This is a genomic window from Desulfosporosinus sp. HMP52, from assembly GCF_000765145.1.
GTDB lineage: Bacteria > Bacillota > Desulfitobacteriia > Desulfitobacteriales > Desulfitobacteriaceae > Desulfosporosinus.
The window spans coordinates 1-2,168 of the sequence record NZ_JMGA01000077.1; the positions used below are offsets into that span (position 1 = coordinate 1).

Annotated in this window: 1 protein-coding gene; it reads right to left on the minus strand. The window is 46.1% G+C overall.

The genetic code is table 11. The features are described from left to right. Positions 1-170: 170 nt before the first annotated feature. Positions 171-1,580 (minus strand): group II intron reverse transcriptase/maturase, encoded by a 1,410-nt coding sequence (ltrA, locus tag DP73_RS21425; RefSeq protein WP_034602427.1) that lies wholly within the window; start codon positions 1,578-1,580, stop codon positions 171-173. Positions 1,581-2,168: the final 588 nt, after the last annotated feature.

Here is a 2,168-nt window from a genome sequence, read left to right on the forward strand (position 1 = left end):
CTTAAGCTAATGGTTGGTCGCTACATACCCCCATAACGGACTTTCACCGTCAAGTTAATCACCATGCGTGGCGCACGTAATCGGGTAGGAGGCTGATCATTAATTGATCAGCCGACCTCCCACAGCACCGTACGTACCGTTCGGTATACGGCGCTTCCAAAGTTTACACGCTATTTCGCAGAATAACATTCACTGAAACTAAGATATCCGATTTGTTTGAATCGCTCGTTGGATAGAGCTTTCGTCAAAATAGGGCTATGGGCTACACGCCAATAGCCTTTTCTTGTGTTTGCCCACATCCATGCTTGTTCCTTGCTAATACCTGCTTTCTTTAGGCTTTCAAACCGTGTTCGGATTTTCTTCCATCTCTTCCAAGTTACCATTCGTATGCGACTTCTCATCCATTCATCCAAACTAATGAGTATTTTCTTGGCATCCGCCTGTCTGAAGTAATTTGTCCAGCCTCGTACCACTTGGTTGAGCTTAGTTCTGCGCTCTTCGATTCCCATCCCATTGCTACGCCCAGTAACTTCACGGATTTTATCCTTAAGTTTCTGGATGCTTTTATGGTGGATTCTTAGACGCCCTTCTCCCCTGTAGATGTAGAAGCTGTATCCCAAAAACTTGACATAGTTTACATGAGCGACCTGCGTTTTCTCCCTATTTACCTTCAGAAATAATTTTCTTTCGATATAGGGGAGAATGTGAGCAAGCGTTCGTTTTGCCGCCTTCTTACTTTTGCAGAAAATCATCATATCATCTGCATAACGTACAAAGTGGTGTCTTCGTTTTGCCAACTCGTGGTCGCACTCGTTAAGCATTATGTTGCCAAGTAATGGACTCAAAGGGCCTCCCTGCGGTACGCCCTCTGGACTTTCTTCAAACATCCCGTTGATCATAACTCCTGCTTTCAGGAATTTGTGAATCAGTGATATGACCCGGCCATCTTTTATCGTCTCCGACAAAATCTGAATCAGCTTGCTTTGGTTTACCGTATCAAAATACTTCTCCAAATCCATATCAACTACATATTTATAACCTACTGTGATATAGGTTTGGCATCTTCGTAGCGCGCCGTGTGCACTGCGGTTCGGTCGGAATCCAAAACTATTGTCCGAGAACTGTTCCTCAAAGATGGGACTTAGAACTTGAGCTATCGCTTGTTGGATTAACCTGTCCACGACGGTTGGTATTCCTAGTTTTCTAGTTTTTCCGTTCTCTTTAGGTATCTCTACCCGCCGTACGGGTTTTGGACGGTATTTACCGTCCCGAAGGGATTGCAGGAGTTCATCCTTGTGTTCTTTCAAGAAGGGTAGAAGTTCATCTACCTGCATGCCATCAATTCCACCTGCGCCTTTGTTTCTTTTAACCTGCCTGAAGGCTTGGTTAAGATTCTCCGTGCTAAGGATTTGCTCTAGCAAAACTTCCGTCTGCTCATTTGTGTTGGCGTTGTCGGTTTCAGTCATCTTGGGTGACGCGCACACTTCTGCATACTCTTTCTGTTCCGCAGATACCCTTTGCAGATAGTCTTCTATTCGAAGTTGTCTGTGTTTTGAATTGCCACTTTCAGTAACTTTCATTGACCCACACCTCCTTTGGTTCAGCCCTTCCATCGATGTCTAGAACACCGATGTACTATGGCCTCTGCTGACTCCTCACGATAAATCTTGTTTCAACCGGGTTTCTTACTCTGTTTCCACCCGTCCGTGAGGCCTCCCACGGTAAGACGATTCACTTTCATTCCATGTACCCGCAGCATTTACGCTATCGTGTCCGTGTAGCTTTTGGGCTTTAACTTGTTACGCAGTCTCACCCCACATAAAGCGCCTGATACTGTTCGTGTTCCTCGGGTCGGAACTTTGCCGCCGGCTTCCTCTGGATTCCCCTCGCGGTGGACACCCTTGCCTTAAGCTAATGGTTGGTCGCTACATACCCCCATAACGGACTTTCACCGTCAAGTTAATCACCATGCGTGGCGCACGTAATCGGGTAGGAGGCTGATCATTAATTGATCAGCCGACCTCCCACAGCACCGTACGTACCGTTCGGTATACGGCGCTTCCAAAGTTTACACGCTATTTCGCAGAATAACATTCACTGAAACTAAGATATCCGATTTGTTTGAATCGCTCGTTGGATAGAGCTTTCGTCAAAATAGGGCTATGGGC